Genomic DNA, 20062 nt, shown 5'->3' on the forward strand with positions numbered 1-20062 from the left:
ACAGATGTGCAGGCCGAATCCCGTTCACCTGCAACGAAGTCCACCACCGGATTTCCTCGCTGACTATTCGCTGGCCAGTCTCGCATAGCGCTCGCCGCCATACTGAGCGTTGGCAATGACCATCGAGACCGGCGACTGGCAAGCATTGAATTGACGCAATGCGCTAGCCAGGGCGAGAAAATCCTCGCGCTGCATTTCATGGATACCGCTCATTGCGACTGAGTGATCGGCGGTGACGTTTTCAAATTGCTCCAAGGACATGGCGAACCCCTCTTCTCGATATACTGTTTGAATATACAGTAGTTGTCTCGCGAGCGGAACGCAAGCAGGTGTACGACGAGCGGTCGCTTCAACAGATGACCTTGCAAGACATCCCCTCCCCAACCGACGGCGATAGCCAATCACGTTCACCGCTGTGCTGGACGCTCAGGCTGTCTATAGAATCCCAAGCTATTTTAGGGGTGGTATTAAATAGTGGATACAACGCAAAAGAACCAACAAGCGTGCGGCCTACAGCATCAGGCAATAACCAGGCAGCAATCGGCTAACGCTCAGGCGCGGCGACTCTTAAGCTGGACTCCTGCTTAAGAGCCACCCTGGAGCATCACCCATGAAAACCACATTGACTTTTTTTGCCGCACTGCTGGTCGCCGCGGTGAGTGCCAGCGCCCTGGCGATGCCTTGTGGGCAAAATCGCCAGGCCGAGGAAGTGATGCCGAGTAACAGCCAGTTAGTGCGCCTGAATGTTGCCCAGGCGCGAACCGTCAGACTGTTGCCAGCGATCTAGACGGCCGCCTGTTGCTCAAGCCCCGCCCATTCAGCGCGGGAGATTGCGATGCCTTGGGTCAGGGATTTGGCCCGCTCCGCATAACGACGGTCGCCGGGCATGCGTTCCTGGCCGACGCCGTGCATCTGCCTGACCAGCTCTTCACTGCGCTCGGCGAAATGTTGCCCGCTGCCCTTGTCTGGATCGATGACGATAAACAACTGGCCCGTCCAGGGTGTCTGGGCGCCAGGGTGTTTCGACCAGTCGAATTCGAAGGAAAAATTTCCCCCGGTCAGGGCAGCGGCTAGCAGCTCAACCATCATCGACAACGCCGAGCCTTTGTAGCCACCGAATGGCAGCAGCGCGCCACCGTCGAGGATCGCCTTGGGATCTTGCGTCGGCTGACCGGCTCGATCAACGCCCATGCCGGTTGGCAATTGGCGCCCTTCCCTTGCGGCGATCTGCACATCGCCATTGGCAATGGCGCTGGTGGCCAGGTCGAAAACAAGCGGATCACCGCCAGCGCGTGGCGCCGCAAAAGCTATCGGGTTGGTGCCGAATAACGGTTTCTGTGCGCCATGCGGTACGACGCAGGTCATGCTGTTCACCACGCTCAAGGCCACCAGACCTTGAGTGGCAAACGGTTCGACATCCGGCCACAACGCCGCGAAGTGGTGCGAGCTGCGGATCGCCAGAATGGCAATGCCAGCATGACGGGCTTTCTCGATCAACAACGGCTGTGCAGCGGCCAGGGCCGGCTGGGCAAAACCGTTGGCCGCATCAACGCGGATGAACGCGGCACCTACATCCTCGACCACGGGCACCGCCTTGCCATCCACCCAACCGCTGGCCAGTGACGACAGATAGCCAGGAATACGGAATATCCCGTGGCTGTGTGATCCATCGCGCTGGGCGCTGGCGCAGTTGTGCGACAAGACCTGGGCAACTTCAGGCGAAGTACCGTGGCGCAGGAATATCTGGCGCAACACCTCCGCCAGTTCGGTAAACGTGACGTGATGCAGGTCGAGACTGTCGCGAGGTGCAGACATCTGAAGCTCCGGTGTCGTTATTGGAAGAGCAGGATTGATAGGGCCAACGTCGAGATTACTGCTCATCTTCAGGCAGGTAAACCGGACGCTCCGGCGAGATCCAGACGTTTCTGGAAGAAGAATCGCTGATGACCCGGCGGATAATCAACCAGTGTTCCGAACTCGGTAAAACCAAGACGGCGGTAGAACTCCGGGGCCTGGAAGTCGAAGGTGTCGAGCCAGATCCCGACGCAATTTTTTTCCAGCGCCAGCTCCTCGGCCATTTTCATCAAGCGCGACCCGAGTCCCTGCCCGCGCGCCTGTTCCGGCACCGCCAGCAGTTCGATGAACATCCACCGATAGAGCAATTTGCCGGACAGCCCGCCGAGCACTTCATTGCTGCTCTCGTCGCGCACCAGCAGCGCGAATTTTTCCGCGCCGGCATCTCCGGCCTGGGAAACGTTATAGGCACGCAGCGGCGTGAGGATCGCCAGGCATTCCTGTTCTGTGGGGTTCAAGGTCGTTTCGATACTCAGGCTCACTCGTTGCTCCTTCAAAAATGATGACGACAGGCAGCCTAGGCGGCTCGGCAGTCCGAGTAAATAGCCTCGCCGGACTATGCGGGAATGGGAATCGTGCTCTGTTACGGGAAAAAGCTGTAGGACATTGATATTCAAACGCCATGCCTGTTCTCGTCGACTCCTGCGCAGAGGTACAATGCAGGCATTACCGGAGTGCCAATGAGCGATCCCATTTTTAGCGAAGCCGAATACGATGCCATCACCGATGCCGCTGCGCATTGGTGCATGCGTCTGCACGCCAGCGACTGCACCGCCCAGGAACGCCAGGCGTTCGAGCAGTGGCTGCACGCGCATCCGCTGCATGCCGTCGAATACGAGGCGGTGCTGGAAATCTGGGATGTCTCCGAACAGATCACGCCGGTCAATCCTGCGCCGGTATCGGGCAACGTAGCGATGCTTGATGTCGCCCGGATGCGCACCTGCCCTCGCTGGCGCGCGTATGCCGCAGCGGCAGCCGTTGCGCTGCTGGCGTTGCCAACGGCGGGCTATATCGGTTGGAGCCAGGGGTGGCTGCCCAATGCATACGACTCTTACCAGGCGAACGGCACGACTCGTTTGATTACCCTGGCCGATGGCAGTCGCGTGGAATTGAATCTGGGCACCGAGCTGACCTATGCCAATTACAAAGACCACCGCAGCGTGACGCTGAACAAGGGCGAAGCGTTTTTTGAGGTCAGCCACGACCGCCAGCATCCGTTTGTGGTGAAGGCAGGCACAGGCAGCGTTACCGTGACCGGCACCCGTTTCAATGTCTGGATGTATCAGGATCAGGTCAAAGTGATGCTGGTTGACGGCTCGGTCCAGGTCACCAGCAATGCCTCACAACCAGGTATCGGCATGCACCTGGATCCCGGTATGCAGGCCAGCTACAAAACCGGCGACTTCCAGCCGCAGATCAGCGAAACCTATGCCAACGACACCAGCCTGGCCTGGCGCAGTGGCAAGCTGGTGTTCAACAACCTGCCATTGTATCAGGCGCTGCCGCTGATCAATCGCTACCTGCCCCAGCCTATCCTGCTGGCGGACAGCGCCACGGGTGCAATCCGCCTCGGCGGCAGTTACAACACTGACGACATGGCCGGTCTGCTGGCGTCCCTGCCCAAGGTCTTGCCGGTGTTTCTGACCCACAATTCCCAAGGCAACCCGGTCATCAACAAACGACCCGCCGGGATGCCCAAAGGCTAGGCGCTTGACGCCAACCCGCCTTACCGCTGCCCTTCCTTGATGACTTGCACGTGATACTCCGGATCCTTCTCGATCTGCTGCTCGGTGAACGGCAATACACCCCAACGCTTATCGGAAAATGCCCGGGTCTGGTCGTTGCTGTGGGGCGAATCAGGATTGCTGGACTGCGATGACGCCAAAAGCCCCAAGGCTTTAGGGCCGTGTTCGTCAAACGTCACAACCTGCAGATAACTGCTGCCGCTGACCACTTCGCGCTTGCCATCGTTGCGCGGTATCGCGGTCATCGCGTTGTAGATGCCCAACACTGACGGTCCGCCATGTATCGGTGTTTGCTGCGTGCCCACGGTCGAGACCTGAACATCGCGCCAATGACTGTCGCTGCCCAATCCGGCCTTTTCCAGCTGCTCGGCCGAGGCCAGTAGCGCAGCATGCAGCGTTTCACTTACCGCTGGCTGGCTGATGTCCAGACCTCGCGGGGTATGCAGCGGATTGGCAGGATCGAATGCAATGCGCCAAGCGTTCGGCACCTTCTGCAATGCCTTAGCGAGATTCTGGAAATGCACGAAGCCGATGCCCGCTTCCAGGTTCGCGCTGCGATCCCATTGGGCGAGGCTGGTGCAGACTGCCTTGATCGTCGCCATATCCGCCCCTGAATAGCCGGTGCAGAATTGCAATACGTCATCGAGCAAGGCGCCGCCCTCGGCCTCGGCCATGTAGACGCGGTTATCCATGACCATCGCCTGCAAATCGGCGATTCCGATCTTGCCCGCCTGCTGTACGTCACGCAGACGCTCCACGGCAAACCGCGCACGCATGCCAAGCGGCACAGCATCACGGCTGATCAGTGGCGAAAAGCCGGTCAACGGCTGCGCCGGATTGGTCATCCAGGCCGAGTCATTGGAATTTTGCAGGTAATCGTTGCGCGCAAGGCTGGGCAGCGCCGAGGCCGGGAAAATGCCAGCTTGCGCGGCATCTTTCGCGTTGTCCCAGGCGCACACGCTGCGCGAACCGTCGAGCACGATCATGTCCTGCCCGGCAGCCGGGTCGCTGCATTGCGCCAGCTTCTGCGCGCTGACATTGGGCACCACCGCGTAATTCATGTACAGCGCCTGCCCGCGATCATCCACCGCCATCGTATTGACCCACGGGATGCCCTGGATTTTCTGCAACGAAGCTTGCAAGGCGGCAAGACTGGTCGCCTGATTCATCGAATACCACTGCTGCAATACCCGATCATTGGTCTGGTTTGCATCACGCAGGCTGTAGGCATATTCGCGATTCCAGTCCAGCTTGCCCGGCCACTGCACGATGGGGCCGAACTCCGAACGATACTGATCTCGGGATTGCTGCGCAGGTTTGCCGTCCTTGTCAGTCGCCGCCACCTTCACTGTAGTCTTGAGCATGGCCCGGGATTGGCCATCCACCAGATAACGAGTCGGATCCTTGGGGTCCAGCTTGAGGCGATACAAAGTGAAATGCTTCGACGCATCCACCGTGTGGGTCCAGGCCAGGTGTTGACTGAAGCCGATATTGATCAGCGGCAGGCCGGGCAACGAGGCGCCCATGACGTCAAGTTTGCCGGGAATGGTCAGGTGCATCTGATAGAAACGCATGCCGCCCACCCAGGGAAAGTGCGGGTTGGCCAACAGCATGCCGCGACCGTTGGCGGAACGCTCGCTGCCGATGGCAACCGCATTGCTGCCGCGCTCGAAGGCAAAGCTCTGCATATTGGCTTCAGCGACCTCGAATTCCTTGCCGGCAATGCTTGCCTGTTTCGCCACACTGGGCGGAACCGCGCCAGCCACTGCTTCGGCAAATTGCCCAAGGCCACCTTCAACCAGCAGACGACGGGTCAGCTTGACCAGGTCCTCAGGCGTGATGGGCCTCAACCAGTCCGCCTGCAGGCATTGGCCCTGGACATTTTTGTCACGCACTTCAGCCAGATAGCGGTTGTAGCCTGCGACGTAACCCTCGACCAACTGACGCACCTGCGGCGTCTGCGCCTGCCAGAAAGCGCCGTCCGCCTGCGGGCTGTTCAAGCCCTGGAAAAACACATCGCTGGTCAGGTTATTGCGCTGTTCGAGAGTCTGCTTGTCCGGACCGAAAAAGCGCGAGCGCTCGCCGTTGACCGTCACCACTTCATTGGCCAGCAGACACAGATTGTCCTCGGCATAGGCGTAACCGATACCGAAGCCCAGGCCTCGCTCGTCGTTGGCGCGTATGTGCGGCACACCAAATGCTGTGCGGCGTATCTCGGCGCTGGCATGCCCGGCGGGCGCCAGGGCGTGCACATTAAAGCTCAGGCAGAACAACAGCCCTGAAACGCAAATCGTCGGCATCCGCTTGGAAATGATCACTCTGACTCCTGATGGCTTGGCTGACCGGCAGGCGCGAGCTCGCCGCCGCTTGTCGCCCCCATTAAACGAAGCCGGCCTGGAAAATTTAGCCGGACATGCCTGGGGCAAAGCGTCACGTCATCTGCATTCAGGAAGTTTTTTGCATTTCAGGTTGAGGATTTCTCGCGCTCATTCGTCTTATTAAGGAGATAGATCACAAGAAGGGCCTGAAAAGGAATTTGCGCATGTTTAATCGTCACGCAACCACTACTCGAACGATGCTTCGCCAATCAGCCGTCGCAGCACAGACACCTGCCGCTGCGGCGGATGCGGAGCGTCCGGGCAACGAGCCCATTCGACAGCTGCTTAAAAGTTTCGGCCTGCGCACCAGTCTGGTCCGCCTGAAAGTCCTGGACGCCTTGCTGACCGCCACTGGCGAAGGGCACGCATTGGGTGTGCGCGGCGTTCACAACCAGCTACTGAAGCTGGATATCCCGCTGTCGTTTCTAAGCGTGCGCGAAGTGCTCAAGCGCTTGTGCGACGAAGGCGTCATTCACCTCAACGCCGACAAAAGCTACAGCCTGCATCCGCGCGCCTGGCAATGGCTGAACGAGCCGGGCAAGCCAGCCGAATGATCGGTGCGCCCGCCCCACACGCCTTTAGCGTTTGACCTTGCGCCGCATGAAGCCATTGAGGACTACCACCATAATGGCGACGAAGATTGCAATGTACTGAAAGGTCTTTTCGGTGATCACACCGATGGTCTGCAAATGCGACAGACCCAGCATGATCGCCAGCACGCTTAAAGCGATCAGAATGGAATACATCAAACGCTGTTTATTGGTCATTGCAAGTTTCCTGAATTCTTCATGGACGGCATTCGTCGCCAAATGCGCGCCCATATTACGCCCATGAGCGTCGCGTTACATCGCCCAGCCATTTCCCTTGACGGATGTCACAGCACATCCAGACAACGAACCGTAGCCTGCACATGGTTTAATGGCGGTCTATTCAAGGTCGATCAGCTGACCTTTCGCTAGATGCCAAGGAGTTCACCATGCCCCATGAAGGCAGCCTGTTACAGGCCGCAGTCGTGTTTTTGCTCGCCGCAGTTTTGACCGTTCCATTGGCCAAACGGCTGCAACTGGGCGCAGTGCTCGGCTATCTGTTCGCCGGCGTCATCATCGGCCCGTCAGTGCTGGGGCTGATCGGCAACCCGGAAAGCGTCAGCCATATTTCCGAGCTCGGCGTGGTGCTGCTGCTGTTCATCATCGGCCTTGAGCTTTCGCCAAAACGTTTATGGGTGATGCGCAAATCGGTTTTCGGCGTAGGCCTGGCCCAAGTGTTGCTGACCGGGGTGGTCATTGGCGCGATTGCCTTGCTGGTTTTCGACCAACCGCTGAATACCGCCGTGGTGCTGGGCCTTGGCCTGGCGCTGTCATCGACGGCGTTTTGCTTGCAGAGTCTGGCTGAACGCAAGGAACTCAACGCGCCTCATGGCCGACTGGCCTTCGCCATCCTGCTGTTTCAGGACATTGCTGCAATCCCCTTGATCGCCATGGTGCCGTTCCTCGCCGGCTCCGATCACAACCTCAGCGCCAGCGAAGGCCTGAATCACGGCCTGCGTGTATTGGGCAGTATCGCGATTGTCGTGGTCGGCGGCCGCTATCTGCTGCGCCCGGTATTTCGCGTTGTCGCCAAGACCAAAATCCAGGAAGTGTCCACGGCGACCGCCTTGCTGGTGGTCATCGGCACCGCCTGGCTGATGGATCAAGTCGGAGTGTCCATGGCCCTGGGCGCATTCCTCGCCGGGTTGCTGCTCGCCGACTCGGAATACCGTCACGAACTTGAGTCCCAGATCGAGCCCTTCAAGGGCTTGCTGCTGGGGCTGTTTTTCATGAGCGTCGGCATGGGCGCCAACCTCAGCCTGTTGCTCAGCGAACCCGCCATCGTTCTGGGGCTGACGCTGTTGCTGGTGTGCATCAAGCTGCCGCTGCTGTTTCTGGTCGGCCGCCTGGCGGGCGGTTTGGGCAGACAGAGCGCCCTGCGCCTGGGCATCGTGCTTGCTGCGGGCGGTGAATTCGCCTTCGTGGTGTTCAAGATCGGCAGCGATCAAGGCCTGTTTGATGCCCGGCTTTACGACATTCTCGTACTGACCATCACCTTGTCGATGGCCATGACGCCCTTGTTGCTGCTGGCCATCGCCCGATGGCTCAAGCCCAAGACCGTGGCTGTCGAAGTGCCGGATGAGTACCGGGACATCAACACCGATTCGCCTAGGGTGGTGATTGCCGGCATGGGCCGCATGGGCCAGATCGTGGCGCGTATCCTGCGAGCGCAGAATATCCCGTTCGTGGCGCTGGATACCGCCGTGGAATCGATCGAGTTTTCCCGCAGTTTCGGCAATGTACCGGTGTTTTATGGCGACCCGCTGCGCCCGGAAATCCTGCGTGCCGCCAAGGTCGATCAGGCTGAGTTTTTCGTCATCGCCACCGACGATCCGGACACCAACATCAAGACCGCCGAACTGGTGCGCAAGCTGTACCCCAATATGAAAATCATCGCCAGGGCCCGTAACCGCCAGCATGTGCATCGGCTTATCGACGTGGGCGCCCAGGCCGTTCGGGAAACCTTTTATTCCAGTCTGGAAATGAGCCGCCAGACCTTGCTCGGTCTGGGCTTGAGTCAGGCCCAGGCCGACGCGCGCATCAATCGCTTCAAACGGCATGACGAACAGGTGCTCGCCGCACAGCATCTGGTTTATGACGACGCAACCAAAGTGCTGCAGACGGCGCGGGAAGCGCGCAAGGAACTGGAACAATTGTTTGATGCGGATCGACGCGAGGAAGAGTCGGTCAAGGATTGATACAAGCTCGCTCTCGCCGCAGTTCTCTGGGGAGGTTTCTTCCGCAGAGAACAGCGGCGATCAGCATCTCAGCCCAGGACTTCACTCAATGGAATGAAGTTGACCCACTCGCCTTCGGCAAAGGTGCGGTCTTCCAGCACTTCGATCAACCCATCAGCCCAGGCGGCGCTGCGCAAAACCCCTGAACTCTGGTTGCGGTAAAACACCGCACGGCCTTGCTCAAGACGCCCGCGCAAATATTCACGACGGTGGCCCGGCCGCGTCCAGGCGAAGCCCGCAGGCACGGGGAATTGCAGTGGAGTGACGTCTTGCACGCCCTGGCGACGCAGCAGATAAGGCCGCGCCAACAGGGCAAAGGTGACCAGGGTCGAAGCGGGGTTGCCCGGCAGACCGATCACCGGTACGCCGCGAAAATGGCCGAATGTCAGCGGTTTTCCGGGTTTGATCGCCAGTTTCCAGAGCGACAATTCGCCCTCCTCGCGCAGTGCATGGCCGAGAAAATCAGCCTCACCGACGGAAACGCCACCGGTGGAAAGAATCAGGTCCACATCATTGAGCGCAGCCAGGGCCGTGCGGGTTTTCTCCAGGTCATCCGGAAGAATCCCTGCATCGATGACTTCACATTCCAGACGCTTGAGCCAGCTGCACAACAGCACGCGATTGCTGTTGTAGATTTGCCCCGGCCCCAATGGCTGGCCCGGTTCGATCAACTCGTCGCCGGTGGACAACACGGCCACGCGCACCCGACGTATCACGTCGACTTCGGCCAGCCCGAGGGACGCCGTCAGTCCCAGTTCGATAGGACCGAGACGGGTTCCGACGGCCAGCACCTTGTCGCCAACTCGGGTTTCCTGACCTTGAGGACGGATGTTCTGCCCGTCGAGCAACGGTTCGAGAAACGCAACCCGCTCGTCGGCCTGCACCACAGCGTTTTCCTGCATCTCGACACAATCGGCACCTTGCGGAACCGGAGCGCCGGTGAAGATCCGCGCACAGGTGCCGGGAGTCAGGGGTTCGGGAGCCTGGCCGGCGAAAATCCATTGACTGACGGTCAGCGGCTCGCCCGTCCAGTCAGCGAGACGCAGCGCGTAACCGTCCATGGCGCTGTTGGGCCAGGGCGGCAGATCCAGCGTGGAGATCAGATCCACGGCCAATACACGACCCTGCGCGTTGGCCAATGGCACCCGTTCACGTTCGGTAATCGGCGTGGCGGCGGCCATTTCCAGCAGACGCGCGAGAGCGTCTTCGACCGGCATCAAAGGCTTGCTCATGGACGGCTACCCACGCGTTGCGCAGGGTTCGGCCTGCTTGAGGTGCGGCACGAAGTTGCACGGGCGGAAACGCGAATCCAGCTGCTGGGCGAGAATCCCGTCCCAACCGGTGCGCACCGCGTTGGTCGAGCCCGGCAGGCAGCACACCAGGGTGCCATTGGCCAGGCCTGCCAGGGCACGGGACTGGATAGTCGAAGTGCCGATATCGGGCACGGAAATCTGCCGGAACAGCTCGCCAAATCCATCGACTTGCTTGTCCAGCAGGCAACCCACGGCTTCTGGCGTGCTGTCACGGCCAGTGAAGCCGGTGCCGCCAGTAATCAATACGACCTGCACCTCATCATCGGCGATCCACGTCGCAACCTGGGCGCGGATTTTGTACAGGTCATCCTTGAGCAGGACGCGCTCGATCAGGCTATGGCCGGCCTCGGTCAGACGGTCGACAAACATTTGGCCGGAGGTATCGGTTTCGCGGGAGCGGGTGTCGCTGACGGTCAGCACAGCGATGTTCAAGGGCACGAAAGGTGTGTCAGCCTTGGCTTTCATAGGCTCAATCCAGTTGTCGAGGAAACAGGCCGGTGTTATATCACAGCACTCCTTTTCACTGCCTCGGTTAAGTCTGCCATGTCCGGTCCCGCTGTTCTTCCACCCTGCTCGATCCTGCTGCTGGCCGGTGGCCAGGGCCAGCGCATGGGGGGGCGCGACAAAGGCCTGATCGAATGGCGCGGCGAACCGCTGATCCAGCACCTTCAGCGCCTGACCCGACCATTGACCGACGATCTGATCATTTCCTGCAATCGCAACATCGAACAGTACGCACGCTATGCTGATCAATTAGTGCAGGACAATAACGCTGATTTTAACGGGCCATTCGCGGGCATTCGCGCCGCGCTGAGCGTGGCACGTCATGACTTTCTGCTGGTGCTGCCGTGCGATGTACCGCTGATTGATGGGGAGTTGCTGCAAGCGCTCCGTGAAACGGCGTTTGCGCACCCTGATCAACCGGTAATGATTCGTGATGGTGAACACTGGCAGCCGTTGCTGTGTATGATTCCCACCCGGCATGCCGCCGCTTTCGAAGCGGCCTGGCAGGCCGGGGAACGAAGCCCGCGCCGGGCCATGGAGCAGTTTCAACCGGTTGCCGTGCAGTGCGCGGCAGGCGACCCTCGTCTGGCGAACTTCAACACCCCGGATCTGTTGACGCGGATCACCGTTTAACGTCGTGCAGCCCGCAAGGGTTACTATTCATGGAACTTGCTGGCGGCGCATACGTCTTAACGTCAGTTAATCAAAAGAATCCTCTGGAGACACAGTAATGAAACAACGGACCCTTCCCGCTGCCTTTCTGCTCGCATTGAGCCTCGCCTCCCTCGCTGGCTGCGCCTCGCCCACTGTGATCACCTTGACTGACGGCCGCGAAATCCAGGCTGTCGATACCCCTAAATACGATGAAGAGTCGGGTTTCTACGAATTCAAGCAACTCGACGGCAAAGAAACCCGCGTCAACAAGGATCAAGTGCGTACCGTCAAAGACCTTTGATGACGACGTGACCCAGATGCTGAAAAACCCGCCTGGTGCGGGTTTTTTGCGCCTGCAGTTTGACTACCAGCCCAGCTTGATCTGACTTTCGAACGATCGCGGTTCGCCGCTCAGTGGATCAATGAAACGCAGGCCTTGCGCCAGAAGTTTCAGCGGTCGCGTGTAATCGTCCACGGCATCCTTGATGACCTCGGGATAAAACGGATCGTTGCAGATCCCGGCCCCCAGCGCCGCCATGTGCACCCGCAACTGATGCTTCTTGCCCGTCACCGGATAAAGCCCATAGCGCCACAGATCACCATTTTGTTCGCAGACTTCAATCCGGGTTTCGGTATTGCTGGCACCCGGGCCTTCCTGCATGCGGAAGAACGGTTCGCCCTCGATGAGTCGAGTCTTGTGCAGCAGGGGGAAATCCACGCCAGGCAAGGCCGCGGCGATAGCTTCGTAGCGTTTGTCGATCTTGCGCGTGGGAAACAGCGACTGATAAGCCGAGCGCGTCTGCTTGTTGGTGGAAAACAGCACCAGGCCTGCGGTGTGCCGATCAATACGATGCAGCGGCACCAGATCCGGATTGTCCAGACGCCGGATCAGGCGGCGCAACAGCGTTTGCTCGACGTATTCACCGGCCGGCGTCACCGGTAAAAAGTGCGGTTTGTCCGCCACCACCAGATGCTCGTCGGCGTACAGAATCGACTCCACAACCGGGATCGGCGTTTCGTTGGGCACTTCGCGAAAATAGTGAATCCGCAAGCCTTCACGGTACGCCAGAGCGGGCGCAATCGGCGCGCCCTGAGCATCCAGCACCCGGCCGCGCGCCATGCGATCCAGCCATTGCTCGCGGCTGATGGCCTTGAAGTGTGCACACAGACAATCCAGCACCGTTGTCCATGAGCCCGGAGGCAGATAGAGCGTGCTGGCCTGACTGTCGGCGGCAGAAAAAACGGGATCGGACATGCGCGGCCTCTTGGTTGACTGGCGCGGCATTATCGCTCAAGCCAGGCGTAGAACCCAGCGTGCCGACGCGTGGATCAGATCACCCCGCAGGCCATGCGCTCGCCCCCGCCGCCCAAAGGCTTGGGCACATCCGCATGGTTATCGGCACCGGCATGGATCATCAGTGCGTGATCCTTGACCTGGGAGAGTTTTTTCAAGCGAGGCGCCAGAACCGGGTATGTCGCCATGCCGTCTGCGCTGACGTAGATTGCCGGAAGATCGCCCAGATGCCCTTCGGCGTAAGGCCCCAGGTGCTTGCCGGTCTTGCCCGGATCGAAGTGGCCGCCCGCAGCCTCGGCGGCAACCTTGACCCCGTCCTTCATGGCAGCTTCGCAACTGGCGTTGGCATGCACATGAAAGCCATGCACTCCGGCGGGCAGTGATTTCAGATTGGGCGTGAATAACAGGCCGTAGGGCGTTTCGCTGATGAAGACCTCGCCGATCGGCTGAGGCGCGTCGGTCGCGCTGACCAGGTTCATGGGTACCGAGCGGGTTTCGGCGAAAGCACTGTTAAGGGATACCGCGCCCATCAAGCCAAGCCATAGATAAGATTTCATCAGTTCTCCAGTTCGTTCGAGACGTGGGGATGGCAGGAAAAAACGCCAGGCGTTTCGCTGCGCAGATGAAAGGTGTACTGCGTTTTTTCCTGCTCTCACCCGTCAAAGGTTTTCGAAGCCTAGGGAACCTGGCCCGCCAGGTCAAAGTCTGGTCGTCCGATTTCATGTCTTGCAACACTAAAGCAAGCCAACAATCCCTTGTAGGACTGGCTTTAGCCGGGAGAGCGCCCTCCCGGCTAAAGCCGGTCCTACGGATCATGCTGCCCTTTCAGCGCTCACTTGCGCAAAAACGTCACGATCTGCTCGGCATCGAACGGCCAGTCCAGCTCTGCGCCGGTATCCACGCGCCGCAGGACGGGAATGCGCAGAGCGTAATCGTCGATCAGCCTTGCGTGTTCGCCGATGTCCACCAGCTCAACCAGCAAACCATGCTCGACCAGCGGCAACAACTCGGCTTCAGCGACTTCGCATAGGTGGCAACCCAAGGTACCGAATAGCTGGCATTCCGGAGGCATGGCAAGGCCCTCAAGCGGGGAAACGGGCGATTATTTTAGGCTCGCGAGCCATAGGCGTCGAGCTGTGAACATCACTATCAAAAGCTGAATCAGCTCGTTTACAAAGGTACGGCCGGAGTACGCCAGTCCGGTGCCCGGAATGCCGCGTCGGCGCCGGACATTTTCATCGAAATACGATCCAGCAGCGACTCGGCGGTGTATTTGGTCGTGGTCGAACTGAAGGCAATCAAGAGCAATCCGGCCACCAGTGCGGAGGACGGGATTCGCCCGGGGCGGATATTTTCCAGCCCGAGCAGAAACACCAAGGCCGCGAGCGAACCCACCAGGGCGCCGGCAATCGCTTCCGGCAATGGATGGATGAAAGACGCCACACAAAAAATGCTGAATGCCCAGCCCAAGGCCAATCCCAGCGCCGCTGCCGGCCAGCGCAAAGCCTGGTGCACCTGCCGAGCCAACAGACTCAAGCCAACAATGAGCACCAGGCAGGTATTCATCGCATGGCCGCTGAATACGTAAATACCCAGGCTTTCGATGGCCACACCCCAGCCCTTGAACAGGATCTTGCTGGTAATCACAATTGAATACGCCACCACCACCGTTGCGACCCACAACATCGCCGAGCGGTGCGAACGTGTCGTCCAGAGCCACGCGGTAATCACCAATACGGCAGGCAGCATGACGGTGATGCCACCGTAGGGTGTAAGGGTATGGAGATTCATCGTGAAGTGTTCCCCGCAGTGGCGTGCATGGACGCCTATAAGAGCAGAACGCCCGCCTGTCCTGCCAGCAGATTTTCACACTGGCAGTGTGCGCTCTCGCTCCCGACGATGGGGTCTCAGTCCTGACTCACTGCGCCGATCTTGTGGATCGACAGGTCGGCACCGTAATACTCCTGTTCCTGGGTCAGCCGCAGACCAATGATCAGCTTGATCGCGCCGTACACGGCGAAGCCACCGAGCAGCGCCACCAGCACACCGAGCCCGGTACCGATCAACTGGCTGATCAAGCTCACGCCGCCCAACCCGCCGAATGCTGTCTGGCCGAAGATGCCACAGGCGATACCGCCCCAGACGCCGCACAGACCATGCAACGGCCACACGCCCAACACGTCGTCGATTTTCCAGCGCACCTGTGCTGCGGTGAAACACCAGACGAACAATGCGCCAGCGATAACGCCGGTGATCAATGCGCCCACCGGGTGCATCAGGTCCGAACCCGCGCAGATTGCCACCAACCCGGCCAAGGGGCCGTTATGCAAAAAGCCTGGGTCGTTACGCCCGACAATCAATGCCGCGACCGTGCCGCCGACCATGGCCATCAGTGAATTGACCGCCACCAGCCCGCTGACGCCTTGCAAGGTCTGGGCGCTCATGACGTTGAAACCGAACCAGCCGACAATCAGAATCCACGACCCAAGCGCCAGAAACGGGATGCTCGAAGGTGGATAAGCCACCAGACGCCCTTCCCGATAACGCCCGTTACGCGGCCCGAGCAGCAACACCGCAGCCAGCGCCAACCAGCCGCCCATGGCATGAACCACGACAGAACCGGCGAAATCATGGAAACTCGCGCCAAAGGACGAGGCCAGCCAACGTTGCAGGCCGAAATTACCGTTCCAGACCATTCCTTCAAAGAACGGATAGATGAACGCCACGATCAGCACCGTGGCACACAGCTGCGGCGCAAACCGTGCACGCTCGGCGATGCCTCCGGAAATGATCGCCGGAATAGCCGCAGCGAACGTCAACAGAAAGAAGAATTTCACCAGCACATAGCCGTGGTCGGCACTGAGCACTGCCGCCGGCTGCAGAAAGCTCACGCCGTAGGAGATCCAGTAGCCTATAAAGAAATAGGCAAGGGTCGAGACCGCGAAGTCACTGAGGATTTTCGCCAGCGCATTGACCTGGTTTTTGTGTCGGACAGTGCCGACTTCCAGGAATGCAAAACCGGCGTGCATGGCCAGTACCATGACCGCACCCAGCAGCAGAAACAGGGTATTGGAGCTGTGGACCAATGTGTCAACGGCGCTTTGTAAGTTATCCATCAAGGCAGGCCTGCAAGCCGGAAAGGCACCAAAACAGCGCGATATATCAGATGACGCACTGAAGTGGTTCAGCAGCTCTGTACCGCCGCAAGTCTCGCGACCTGCTTTGGCGCGTCATCGATATGCCTGACGCGCGGTTCAGGATTTCCCAGGGAGTTTTTAGGAAGAAAATACCGGTTTTAGCCACTTCCGCTGCCCTTGTGCTCTTAGTCGGCGCAATGGTGCGGATGGCGCACCAGCAAGAAGCAAAAGCTGTACCAATCGCCACATGCGGATCACCTTGCAATTGAAATGAACCTTCCGCAATTCGTCGGACTCGAAACATCCATACGCCACTGAACGGAGAACACTATGTCCCGCCAAACAGCACAGAATGCCCAGGAAATTTTGCTGAACGACTTCCAAATCCTGGTCGCAGACACGGAAAAGCTGCTTAGCCATACCGCCTCACTGGCAGGCGAACAGGCAGACGAATTGCGTGGGCAGATTCAGGAAAGTTTGTTGAAAGCGCGTGAGACTCTCAAAGTTACTGAAGAGTCGCTGCGCGCGCGCGGTCAGGCTGCAGTCGTGGCCACCGAAGATTATGTCCAGACCAATCCATGGCAATCGGTCGGCATCGCTGCCGGCGTTGGTTTCCTGATCGGTCTGCTGGCGACAAGGCGCTAACGGCTATGGCTTTGGGAACGGAATCCGGTCCTGAACAGGACCAAACCTCATCGCCACGGCGATTGGGCGCGGCATTCCTGGGCTTGCTGCACAGCCACGTCGAGCTGTTCGGCATAGAACTACAGGAACAGAAAGCTCGCACCTTGAGCCTCCTGCTGTTTGCCGGCCTTGCGCTGGTTTTCGCACTGCTGTTATTGACCGGGCTCTCGGCCTTGTTGCTGATTGTGCTGTGGGACAGCTATAGGCTGGCCGGCATCATCGGCCTCTGCGTGTTCTACACCCTGGCCGCGCTATTTTGTGCGATGCGTTTAAAAGCCGCCATATTCGACGAGTCCTCGCCATTCAACGCGACCCTCGAAGAGTTGGCCAATGACCGTGAGCGATTGATGCCATGAGCGTGCCAGAATCCCATCAAAAGCATACTCGCCGTGAACTGCAAAAAGCCCTGATACGCCTGCGCATGGAAATGCATCGCCAGGAGATCCGCCAGGAATCCACTCAGCTGATGCAGCCGCTACGGCGAATGCGTGGCATGACGCACAACTGGCAGGGCACGCTGGGCATCAAGCATGCGCCGCTCTGGGGTATGGGTGTTGTGACGCTGCTGGGTTTCCTCAGCGGCAAAGGCGCCAAAAGCGGTCGTAGCGGTGGCTTCAGTCGGATCGTGAAGCTGGGCGTCAGCCTGCTGCCCGTCATCCGCCTCGCTCTACAGGGACCACCGCGCAAGCACTGATGGCATCTTGACCCCGGACTGCACCTGTTTGGCTGCATTCTTGCAACAGGCTTGCAACAGGTACTGAAGCGTCCATTCAAGGCTCTGCCTTGGGTGGACGCTTTTTGTTTGTGCGACAAAAACTTTTTCCAGCGTTCAACTCTACTAAGGAGGCCATGTGATCGATGGGCAACCACTTGCCTGCTTTCAGCCGTTCATCGATACCGCTACTGGCCGTATTGCTGGTGTTGAAGCCTTGGGCCGCTTGCGTCAGAGCGATAATCGACTGACGTCAGTCGGCCCGCTGTTCGCCGATCCGAGAATGCCCGGCACCGAGTTGCGGCGCCTGGACCGAATCATCCGCGACAACGCGCTGAGTCGGCTCCATGAAGCGCCGGATGACTGGTTCCTGAGCCTGAACATTTCCCCCCGATGGATCAGTCGCCTAAGACCCGATCAGGCGCTGCCCAGCCTCAAACAACTGAAAAAGCACGGCATTGCGCCGGAAAGAATCGTGTTCGAAATCACCGAGCTGGGCGGCAATAGTCAACGCCTTGCTGAGGTTGTCAGCCGTTACCGTGAAGCGGGTGCGAGGATCGCCATTGATGATTTCGGTGCAGGCTATTCGCAACTGGACCGCGTGCTGGCCTTGCAGCCGGACATCCTCAAGCTCGACATGCGCCTGTTCCAGGCTGCCGCGCGCGGAGGGCCGAGCAGTGACGTGGTCAAAGCCCTGGCGCAGATGGCCGAGAAAACCGGCTGCTGGATCATCGCCGAAGGTGTTGAAACCGAGGCGGAACTGCATTTTGCCCTGGAGTGCGGCTCGCGCTACGTGCAGGGCTTTCTCTTCGCCCAGGGCGAGCTGGAGTTCTTCCGGGCGGATGCATTTGTCGCGCAATTCGCCGAATTACGGGATCGTTATGTGCTGCGTAAAGTGGCCGAGCGCGCCAGGCTGATGAGCCTGCGCCAGCAACTGACCACCTTGATGTCGATCCTGCAGCGCTGGGAGGAAAACCAGAGCCCGGTCAGCGAGTTGCCAAAACTGCTCGACTACCCCTGGCTGCTGCGTTTCTATCAATGTGACCGCCACGGAACGCAACTCACGCCGAACCTCGAATGGCGCAACGGGGCCTGGCACTCGGACGCCAGATACCTGGGGCATAACTGGTCATGGCGCCCCTACTTCTACCACTTGCTGGCTGAAGGATGGCATGAACGACGCCTGAGCCTGTCGAACACTTACCGCGACGCTACCAGCAATCAGTATTGCCTGACTGCGGGCCAGTTCTTCGATAATGGTCAGCGCCTGCTGCTCATTGATGTGGATGCGGCAGGAATGTAAACCAATACCACCAGCCGCTTGCTGTCAGCGTCGTGAAACGGGAAGCTAGGCGCACTTAATCTATGGAGTGCGAGCCTTGGACTGGCAAACCCTGCTCAACCGCGAACGTCTTGGCAAAACCCTGCACAGCCCCGAAGAGTTGGGGCGCAGTCCTTTTCACAAGGATCACGACCGGATCATCTTCTCCGGCGCGTTTCGCCGCCTCGGACGCAAGACACAGGTGCATCCGGTATCGAGCAACGACCATATCCATACCCGCCTGACCCATTCGCTGGAAGTCAGCTGCGTCGGTCGCTCGCTGGGCATGCGTGTCGGTGAAACCTTGCGTAGCGCCCTTCCCGACTGGTGTGACCCAGGTGACCTGGGCATGGTCATCCAGTCGGCCTGCCTGGCCCACGATATCGGCAATCCGCCGTTTGGCCACTCTGGCGAGGATGCGATTCGCAACTGGTTCAATCAGGCAGCCGGGCGCGGCTGGCTGGATGCAATGAGCGCAGTCGAGCGCGATGACTTTCTCAACTTTGAGGGCAATGCCCAGGGTTTTCGGGTCCTGACCCAACTGGAATATCACCAGTTTGACGGTGGCACACGCCTGACCTACGCAACGCTGGGCACGTACCTGAAATACCCCTGGACCGCGCGACATGCCGACTCCCTCGGCTACAAAAAACACAAGTTCGGCTGCTATCAGAGCGAGCTGCCGATCCTCGAACAGATCGCCCACAAACTGGGCTTGCCGCAACTTGAGGAACAACGCTGGGCGCGCCATCCGTTGGTGTACCTGATGGAAGCCGCCGATGACATCTGCTATGCCCTGATCGATCTGGAAGACGGGCTGGAGATGGACCTGCTGGACTATGCCGAAGTCGAGGGTCTGCTGCTGAGCCTGGTGGGCGATGATTTGCCGGACACCTATCGTCAGCTCGGCCCGGACGACTCGCGGCGGCGCAAACTGGCCATTCTGCGCGGCAAGGCCATCGAACACCTGACCAACGCTGCCGCGCGGGCATTCGTCGAGCAACAGGACGCGCTGCTGGCCGGCACGCTTAGTGGCGATCTGGTCGAACACATGCATGGCCCGGCAAAGCGCTGTGTGCTCGATGCCAAGGACATGGCGCGCAAGAAGATCTTCCAGGACAAGCGCAAGACCCTGCACGAGATCGGCGCCTACACCACCCTCGAGATTCTCCTCAACGCGTTTTGCGGCGCAGCAGTGGAACAGTTCGGCGGGCGCACGCCGTCGTTCAAGCATCGTCGCATTCTCGACCTGATGGGCAACAGCGCCCCCGACCCACATGCGCCACTGCACGCATCATTCCTGCGCATGATCGACTTCATCGCCGGGATGACCGACAGCTACGCCAGTGAAATGGCCAGGGAGATGACCGGGCGTTCGAGCCCCATGTAAGGCACCGAAGGGATGCCGTCCCACGCGTTGCCAAACGCCGGGATGGCATCCACTCGCAGCATTTCCGCACCAGAGCGCGCGGGATGCGTATCGAAACTTCGGAAATGCCCTACGCACATATCAGAAAGGTCCTATCGCTTGGGTGCTGGCACTGCCCAATAATCCCGCCACTTTGATTGCCACTACTGGCACATCACCCATTAGTCCAATAGCCACCGCCGATGCCGTTCGAAGGCTGCCGGTCCGCCTCGA

General features: G+C 59.4%; 23 protein-coding genes. 11 read left to right on the plus strand and 12 right to left on the minus strand.

The features are described 5' to 3' along the window. Nucleotides 1–63: 63 nt before the first annotated feature. Nucleotides 64–261 carry a hypothetical protein gene (locus tag AABC73_RS18190; RefSeq protein WP_341520370.1) on the minus strand — a complete coding sequence of 66 codons (198 nt, stop codon included), beginning with the start codon at nt 259–261 and terminating at the stop codon, nt 64–66. 349 nt (nt 262–610) lie between these two features. On the opposite strand from AABC73_RS18190, the gene AABC73_RS18195 reads away from it, so the two are divergent. After that, a complete protein-coding gene (locus AABC73_RS18195; protein WP_341520371.1) occupies nt 611–787 on the plus strand; it encodes a hypothetical protein in 177 nt (58 codons plus the stop codon). Here the strand turns inward: AABC73_RS18195 and AABC73_RS18200 are convergent. Together AABC73_RS18200 and AABC73_RS18205 are read right to left on the minus strand one after the other, a co-directional pair. Beyond that, nucleotides 784–1815: an Ldh family oxidoreductase gene (locus tag AABC73_RS18200; protein ID WP_341520372.1), complete on the minus strand. Its 1032-nt coding sequence runs from the start codon at nt 1813–1815 to the stop codon at nt 784–786. The two genes, AABC73_RS18195 and AABC73_RS18200, sit on opposite strands and share 4 nt — an antisense overlap. A gap of 68 nt (nt 1816–1883) precedes the next feature. Beyond that, on the minus strand, nt 1884–2336 hold the full coding sequence (locus AABC73_RS18205; RefSeq protein WP_341520373.1) for a GNAT family N-acetyltransferase: 453 nt from the start codon (nt 2334–2336) through the stop codon (nt 1884–1886). A gap of 198 nt (nt 2337–2534) precedes the next feature. On the opposite strand from AABC73_RS18205, the gene AABC73_RS18210 reads away from it, so the two are divergent. After that, nucleotides 2535–3560, plus strand: coding sequence for a FecR family protein (locus AABC73_RS18210; protein WP_341520374.1), 1026 nt, complete (start codon nt 2535–2537; stop codon nt 3558–3560). A 20-nt stretch (nt 3561–3580) separates the two neighbouring features. Here the strand turns inward: AABC73_RS18210 and AABC73_RS18215 are convergent, their stop codons facing one another. Then, nucleotides 3581–5917: an acylase gene (locus tag AABC73_RS18215; RefSeq protein WP_341520375.1), complete on the minus strand. Its 2337-nt coding sequence runs from the start codon at nt 5915–5917 to the stop codon at nt 3581–3583. A gap of 224 nt (nt 5918–6141) precedes the next feature. Here AABC73_RS18215 and AABC73_RS18220 point away from each other — a divergent pair, with 224 nt between their 5' ends. Then, the gene (locus AABC73_RS18220; protein WP_341520376.1) at nt 6142–6531 is read left to right on the plus strand and encodes a Fe2+/Zn2+ uptake regulation protein; all 390 of its coding nucleotides are present in this window, start codon (nt 6142–6144) and stop codon (nt 6529–6531) included. Between the two features lie 24 nt (nt 6532–6555). On the opposite strand, the gene AABC73_RS18225 is transcribed toward AABC73_RS18220, so the two are convergent. After that, on the minus strand, nt 6556–6744 hold the full coding sequence (locus AABC73_RS18225) for a hypothetical protein (protein ID WP_020290132.1): 189 nt from the start codon (nt 6742–6744) through the stop codon (nt 6556–6558). Between the two features lie 209 nt (nt 6745–6953). On the opposite strand from AABC73_RS18225, the gene AABC73_RS18230 reads away from it, so the two are divergent. Then, a complete protein-coding gene (locus tag AABC73_RS18230) occupies nt 6954–8762 on the plus strand; it encodes a monovalent cation:proton antiporter-2 (CPA2) family protein (protein ID WP_341520377.1) in 1809 nt (602 codons plus the stop codon). 68 nt (nt 8763–8830) lie between these two features. Here the strand turns inward: AABC73_RS18230 and glp are convergent, their stop codons facing one another. Both glp and moaB read right to left on the minus strand, forming a co-directional pair. After that, nucleotides 8831–10033, minus strand: coding sequence for a gephyrin-like molybdotransferase Glp (gene glp, locus AABC73_RS18235; protein WP_341520378.1), 1203 nt, complete (start codon nt 10031–10033; stop codon nt 8831–8833). Nucleotides 10034–10039: 6 nt separating this feature from the next. Then, the gene (moaB, locus tag AABC73_RS18240; protein ID WP_065832978.1) at nt 10040–10579 is read right to left on the minus strand and encodes a molybdenum cofactor biosynthesis protein B; all 540 of its coding nucleotides are present in this window, start codon (nt 10577–10579) and stop codon (nt 10040–10042) included. A gap of 78 nt (nt 10580–10657) precedes the next feature. Here moaB and mobA point away from each other — a divergent pair, with 78 nt between their 5' ends. After that, nucleotides 10658–11251: a molybdenum cofactor guanylyltransferase MobA gene (mobA, locus tag AABC73_RS18245; RefSeq protein ID WP_341520379.1), complete on the plus strand. Its 594-nt coding sequence runs from the start codon at nt 10658–10660 to the stop codon at nt 11249–11251. Nucleotides 11252–11348: 97 nt separating this feature from the next. Further along, nucleotides 11349–11573, plus strand: a complete 225-nt coding sequence (locus tag AABC73_RS18250; protein ID WP_020290137.1) for a YgdI/YgdR family lipoprotein — start codon at nt 11349–11351, stop codon at nt 11571–11573. Between the two features lie 63 nt (nt 11574–11636). Here AABC73_RS18250 and AABC73_RS18255 read toward each other — a convergent pair whose 3' ends face one another. The 5 genes from AABC73_RS18255 to AABC73_RS18275 all read right to left on the minus strand — a co-directional run bounded on the left by AABC73_RS18255 (nt 11637) and on the right by AABC73_RS18275 (nt 15682). After that, on the minus strand, nt 11637–12527 hold the full coding sequence (locus AABC73_RS18255; RefSeq protein ID WP_341520380.1) for a pseudouridine synthase: 891 nt from the start codon (nt 12525–12527) through the stop codon (nt 11637–11639). A gap of 74 nt (nt 12528–12601) precedes the next feature. Then, nucleotides 12602–13123, minus strand: coding sequence for a superoxide dismutase [Cu-Zn] SodC (sodC, locus tag AABC73_RS18260; RefSeq protein ID WP_341520381.1), 522 nt, complete (start codon nt 13121–13123; stop codon nt 12602–12604). Nucleotides 13124–13398: 275 nt separating this feature from the next. Then, entirely contained in the window at nt 13399–13638 is a 240-nt protein-coding gene (locus tag AABC73_RS18265; protein WP_341520382.1) for a glutaredoxin family protein, read from the minus strand. A gap of 98 nt (nt 13639–13736) precedes the next feature. Then, the gene (locus tag AABC73_RS18270) at nt 13737–14357 is read right to left on the minus strand and encodes a hypothetical protein (RefSeq protein WP_341520383.1); all 621 of its coding nucleotides are present in this window, start codon (nt 14355–14357) and stop codon (nt 13737–13739) included. 116 nt (nt 14358–14473) lie between these two features. Then, the gene (locus AABC73_RS18275) at nt 14474–15682 is read right to left on the minus strand and encodes an ammonium transporter (protein ID WP_341520384.1); all 1209 of its coding nucleotides are present in this window, start codon (nt 15680–15682) and stop codon (nt 14474–14476) included. Nucleotides 15683–16033: 351 nt separating this feature from the next. Here AABC73_RS18275 and AABC73_RS18280 point away from each other — a divergent pair, with 351 nt between their 5' ends. The 5 genes from AABC73_RS18280 to AABC73_RS18300 all read left to right on the plus strand — a co-directional run bounded on the left by AABC73_RS18280 (nt 16034) and on the right by AABC73_RS18300 (nt 19810). After that, on the plus strand, nt 16034–16348 hold the full coding sequence (locus AABC73_RS18280; RefSeq protein WP_341520385.1) for a YqjD family protein: 315 nt from the start codon (nt 16034–16036) through the stop codon (nt 16346–16348). Nucleotides 16349–16353: 5 nt separating this feature from the next. Next, nucleotides 16354–16743, plus strand: a complete 390-nt coding sequence (locus AABC73_RS18285; protein ID WP_020290144.1) for a phage holin family protein — start codon at nt 16354–16356, stop codon at nt 16741–16743. Continuing rightward, on the plus strand, nt 16740–17081 hold the full coding sequence (locus AABC73_RS18290) for a hypothetical protein (RefSeq protein WP_341520386.1): 342 nt from the start codon (nt 16740–16742) through the stop codon (nt 17079–17081). Before AABC73_RS18285 ends, AABC73_RS18290 begins: the two co-directional genes overlap by 4 nt. Nucleotides 17082–17238: 157 nt before the next feature. Beyond that, nucleotides 17239–18402, plus strand: a complete 1164-nt coding sequence (locus AABC73_RS18295) for an EAL domain-containing protein (RefSeq protein ID WP_341520387.1) — start codon at nt 17239–17241, stop codon at nt 18400–18402. Nucleotides 18403–18478: 76 nt separating this feature from the next. Continuing rightward, entirely contained in the window at nt 18479–19810 is a 1332-nt protein-coding gene (locus tag AABC73_RS18300; RefSeq protein ID WP_341520388.1) for a deoxyguanosinetriphosphate triphosphohydrolase, read from the plus strand. The last annotated feature ends 252 nt before the right edge of the window (nt 19811–20062 follow it).

It is taken from the genome of Pseudomonas sp. G.S.17 (assembly GCF_038096165.1).
GTDB lineage: Bacteria > Pseudomonadota > Gammaproteobacteria > Pseudomonadales > Pseudomonadaceae > Aquipseudomonas.

Bases quoted from the DNA above. Each gene is read 5' to 3' on its own strand.
- AABC73_RS18190 (WP_341520370.1), bottom strand. From the start codon at position 261: ATGTCCTTGGAGCAATTTGAAAACGTCACCGCCGATCACTCAGTCGCA.
- AABC73_RS18195 (WP_341520371.1), top strand. From the start codon at position 611: ATGAAAACCACATTGACTTTTTTTGCCGCACTGCTGGTCGCCGCGGTG.
- AABC73_RS18200 (WP_341520372.1), bottom strand. From the start codon at position 1,815: ATGTCTGCACCTCGCGACAGTCTCGACCTGCATCACGTCACGTTTACC.
- AABC73_RS18210 (WP_341520374.1), top strand. From the start codon at position 2,535: ATGAGCGATCCCATTTTTAGCGAAGCCGAATACGATGCCATCACCGAT.
- AABC73_RS18220 (WP_341520376.1), top strand. From the start codon at position 6,142: ATGTTTAATCGTCACGCAACCACTACTCGAACGATGCTTCGCCAATCA.
- AABC73_RS18225 (WP_020290132.1), bottom strand. From the start codon at position 6,744: ATGACCAATAAACAGCGTTTGATGTATTCCATTCTGATCGCTTTAAGC.
- AABC73_RS18230 (WP_341520377.1), top strand. From the start codon at position 6,954: ATGCCCCATGAAGGCAGCCTGTTACAGGCCGCAGTCGTGTTTTTGCTC.
- glp (WP_341520378.1), bottom strand. From the start codon at position 10,033: ATGAGCAAGCCTTTGATGCCGGTCGAAGACGCTCTCGCGCGTCTGCTG.
- moaB (WP_065832978.1), bottom strand. From the start codon at position 10,579: ATGAAAGCCAAGGCTGACACACCTTTCGTGCCCTTGAACATCGCTGTG.
- mobA (WP_341520379.1), top strand. From the start codon at position 10,658: ATGTCCGGTCCCGCTGTTCTTCCACCCTGCTCGATCCTGCTGCTGGCC.
- AABC73_RS18250 (WP_020290137.1), top strand. From the start codon at position 11,349: ATGAAACAACGGACCCTTCCCGCTGCCTTTCTGCTCGCATTGAGCCTC.
- AABC73_RS18255 (WP_341520380.1), bottom strand. From the start codon at position 12,527: ATGTCCGATCCCGTTTTTTCTGCCGCCGACAGTCAGGCCAGCACGCTC.
- sodC (WP_341520381.1), bottom strand. From the start codon at position 13,123: ATGAAATCTTATCTATGGCTTGGCTTGATGGGCGCGGTATCCCTTAAC.
- AABC73_RS18265 (WP_341520382.1), bottom strand. From the start codon at position 13,638: ATGCCTCCGGAATGCCAGCTATTCGGTACCTTGGGTTGCCACCTATGC.
- AABC73_RS18270 (WP_341520383.1), bottom strand. From the start codon at position 14,357: ATGAATCTCCATACCCTTACACCCTACGGTGGCATCACCGTCATGCTG.
- AABC73_RS18275 (WP_341520384.1), bottom strand. From the start codon at position 15,682: ATGGATAACTTACAAAGCGCCGTTGACACATTGGTCCACAGCTCCAAT.
- AABC73_RS18280 (WP_341520385.1), top strand. From the start codon at position 16,034: ATGTCCCGCCAAACAGCACAGAATGCCCAGGAAATTTTGCTGAACGAC.
- AABC73_RS18285 (WP_020290144.1), top strand. From the start codon at position 16,354: ATGGCTTTGGGAACGGAATCCGGTCCTGAACAGGACCAAACCTCATCG.
- AABC73_RS18290 (WP_341520386.1), top strand. From the start codon at position 16,740: ATGAGCGTGCCAGAATCCCATCAAAAGCATACTCGCCGTGAACTGCAA.